General features: G+C 71.2%; 1 protein-coding gene and 1 pseudogene. Both read left to right on the top strand.

Annotation, left to right across the window (positions count from 1 at the left end):
• A pseudogene (locus tag ICC28_RS40055) lies at positions 1–192 on the top strand (2,3-dihydroxybiphenyl 1,2-dioxygenase); the annotation flags it as partial.
• Positions 193–227: 35 nt separating this feature from the next.
• Positions 228–695 (top strand): fumarylacetoacetate hydrolase family protein (locus ICC28_RS40050; protein ID WP_188293797.1); only part of this gene is annotated, 468 nt, incomplete at its 3' end.

Here is a 695-nt window from a genome sequence, read left to right as displayed (position 1 = left end):
AGCGACGTCGAGCCCGGCTGGGCGCCGATGTCGACCAGCGGTCTGGCCCAGTGGGGTCCGCCCGCCACCCGTGACTTCCTCGGCGCGAGCCCCTCCCCACAGCGGGTCCGCGATGTCGTCGAGGCCCTGCGCGGCGACAACGAGATGGACCCGGCACGCCTGTTCGGCCTGCTCAAGGCCGCCAACTCCTGAACTCTCGCACCCGAATCCCTCACAAAGGCACTCACATGAGCACCAATGTCCTGCGCACCACCGACGGCTGGTGGGTCGTCCGAGGCGACCGAGCCGTCCCCGTCGAGACCAAGGCCGTGACCACCGCCGAGCTGCTGGCCGATCGGGACGCCGTCCGTGGGGCCGCCGCCTCCGGCGAGCCGGGCACGCCGGTCGCCGATCTGGTCGCGCTCTCCCCGGTGACCACGCCCTGCCGGGTGGTCGCCCAGATGGTCAACTACCGTAGCCACGCCCGCGATTCGGGCTTCAAGGGCGACATCCCGCCCGCGTTCTTCCGCAAGGCGTCCGGCTCGGTCAGCGGCCCCGGCGACGCCGTCGTCCAGCCGTCGCACGTGAAATTCCTCGACTACGAGATCGAACTCGGGCTCGTCATGGGGGCCTCCCTGCCCGTCGGCACGGTGGTCGAGGAGCGGGACCTGCCGTCGTACGTCGCCGGCCTGGTGATCACCAACGACGTCAGCGCG

It is taken from the genome of Streptomyces sp. TRM68416 (assembly GCF_014596915.1).
Taxonomy (GTDB): domain Bacteria; phylum Actinomycetota; class Actinomycetes; order Streptomycetales; family Streptomycetaceae; genus Streptomyces.
Note: the sequence above shows the minus strand (reverse complement) of the source record. Positions and strands in the feature narration are given on the sequence as shown.